Source organism: Kocuria sp. CCUG 69068, assembly GCF_020833785.1.
GTDB classification, from domain to species: Bacteria; Actinomycetota; Actinomycetes; order Actinomycetales; family Micrococcaceae; genus Kocuria; species Kocuria rosea.
In genome coordinates, this window is record NZ_PDDL01000208.1 from 1 (window position 1) to 2,480 (window position 2,480).

Sequence of the window (2,480 nt, forward strand, 5' to 3'; positions counted from 1 at the left end):
CCTCGGCCGGGCTCAGCGCGGCGCGCAGCGCCACGAGGGCGACCGCGCTCCACACGAGCCCGCTCGCCGGCAGGTGCCACCCCAGGGGCACGCCGAGGGCGAGCGCCGCGGTGCCCATGAGCCCGCCGACCACGGCGCCCAGGCTCCACAGGGCGTGCAGGGAGTTGATGATCGAGCGGCCGCGGGCGCGCTGGACCTCCATCCCCTGGGCGTTCTGGGCGGTGTCCACGTGGGCGTCCAGGGCGCCGCCCAGGAACATCGCCGCGAGGAACACCCCCGCGCCCAGCCCCGTGCCGGCGCCCAGGCCCGCCCCGGCCCCGGCGGCCGCGAGGCACACGGAGAGCAGGACGGTGCCCAGGGCCGCCACCCGGCCGGAGCCGAAGCGGCGGATCGCCCGGGCGGGGAGGGCGCCCACGAGGATCGCCCCGAGCGGGAACGCCACGACCAGCAGGCCGTAGAGGGTGTTGGAGAGCCCGAACGCGTCCTTGACCTCCGGCAGGCGCGGCAGCAGGTTGGCGTAGAGGGCGCCGTTGGTGAGGAAGAACGCGGACACCGCGATCCGGGCGCGCCGGACCCGCGCGGGGTCGAGGGCGGTGGTCTGGACGGTCACGTCCACGACTCTAAGGGCTGGGTTCCCCCGCCTCCGCCCCCGGCCCGCTGGAGTCAGGGGGCGACGGGCCGTCCAGGGCGTCGCCGAGGCGGTCCCGGAACCCGCGCACGGCCTCGGCCACCTCGTCCGAGCACAGCAGCCGCCACGGCACGTCCGCCGGGATCCAGGGCAGCGCCATCAGCAGCTCCGGGACGGAGCCGCCGGTGACGGTCCAGTCGACGGTGTCCCCGGGACCCTGCACCGCCGTGGCCGCCCACGGCCCGAAGTGCTCCCGGACCCGGTCCAGGCCCACGGTCATCCGCACCGTCAGCTCGTGCCGCGCGGCGGCCGCGCCGTGGGCGGCCAGGACGAACTCGGCGGCGTCCGCGGCGGGCAGCTCCCGCGGCGCGACGCGCACGGCGGTGCCCGCCAGCCTCCGCAGCCGGTCGATGCGGAACGTGCGCCAGTCGGCGCGGTCGGCGTCCCAGGACACGAGGTACCACCACCGGTCCCGCGGGACCAGGGAGTGCGGCTCGACCAGCCGGGCGCTCTCCCGGCCCTGCCGATCGACGTAGCGGAAGCGCACCCGCTCGTGGTCGCGGCAGGCCAGGGCGAGCTGGGCGAGGACCTCGGTGGCCACGTGCGCGTCCGTGCGGGCCACCGGGACGGTGTGCGCCTGCAGCGCGGCGACCCGGCGGCGCAGGTGCCGCGGCAGCACCTGCTGGACCTTGGCCAGGGCGCTCAGCGACGTCTGCTCGCCGTCGCCGACGCCGTGCACCGCGGCGGTGCGCAGCCCCACGGCGATGGCCACGGCCTCGTCGTCGTCGAGCAGCAGCGGCGGGATGCTGGTGCCGCCGGCGAGCTGGTACCCGCCCGCCGTGCCGGGGCGGGCCGTGACCTCGTAGCCGAGCTCGCGCAGCCGGTCGATGTCCCGGCGCAGCGTCCGCTCGGAGACCGTCAGCCGCTCGGCGAGCTCGGGCCCGGACCAGTAGCGGTGGGTCTGCAGCAGGGACAGCAGCCGGAGCACCCGCGACGTCGGATCGGACATGACCCGCAATCTACGCCCCCCTGCGGACAGCTGGTGGCCTGAATGCGCTCTACCGTGGACCCATGAGCACCCCACCCATCATCAGCGCCCGCGGGCTGAGCAAGAGCTTCCGCGGGCCCGGCGGCCGGACCGTCGAGGCGGTGGCCGACCTGACCATGAACGTGGCGCCCGGCACGCTGACCGCGTTCCTCGGGCCCAACGGCGCGGGCAAGTCGACCTCGCTGCGCATGCTCACCACGCTGCTGCGGCCCACCGGCGGCACCGCCACCGTGTGCGGGTTCGACGTCGCCCGGCAGCCGGCCGAGGTGCGCGCCCGCATCGGCTACATCGGGCAGAAGAACGGGGCCGGACAGTACCAGCGGGTCCGCGACGAGCTGCTCAGCCAGGGCGCCCTGTACGGGCTGAGCCGGGCGGAGACGCGGCGCCGCGTGGACGAGCTCGTGGAGGCCCTCGGCCTCGGCGACCTCGTCCGCCGGCCCACGATGAAGCTCTCCGGCGGCCAGCGCCGCCGCGTGGACATCGCCCTGGGACTGATCCCCGGCCCCCAGCTGCTCTTCCTCGACGAGCCCACGACCGGGCTGGACCCGCAGTCCCGTGCGCACCTGTGGGAGCACATCCTCGAGCTGCGCCGCCGCTACGGGACCACGCTGTTCCTCACCACCCACTATCTCGACGAGGCCGACCAGTTCGCCGAGCGGGTCATGGTCGTGGACCGGGGACGGATCATCGCCGACGACACCGCGTCCCGGCTCAAGACGGACCTGGCCGGCGACCGGATCGCCCTCACCCTGGACGCCGACCCGCCCGCCGCCGCGGCGGCCGTCCGGCGCGCGGCCGCCGCGG

2 protein-coding genes and 1 pseudogene are annotated in these 2,480 nt (G+C 76.3%); 1 reads left to right on the plus strand and 2 read right to left on the minus strand.

Annotation, left to right across the window (positions count from 1 at the left end; translation table 11 throughout):
- Nucleotides 1-610: pseudogene (locus CRM73_RS18880) on the minus strand (MFS transporter); the annotation flags it as partial.
- 10 nt (nt 611-620) lie between these two features.
- Nucleotides 621-1,637 (minus strand): WYL domain-containing protein, encoded by a 1,017-nt coding sequence (locus tag CRM73_RS18885; RefSeq protein WP_229588758.1) that lies wholly within the window; start codon nt 1,635-1,637, stop codon nt 621-623.
- Nucleotides 1,638-1,699: 62 nt separating this feature from the next.
- Here CRM73_RS18885 and CRM73_RS18890 point away from each other — a divergent pair.
- A partial coding sequence (locus CRM73_RS18890; protein ID WP_229588759.1) for an ATP-binding cassette domain-containing protein occupies nt 1,700-2,480 on the plus strand: 781 nt, incomplete at its 3' end.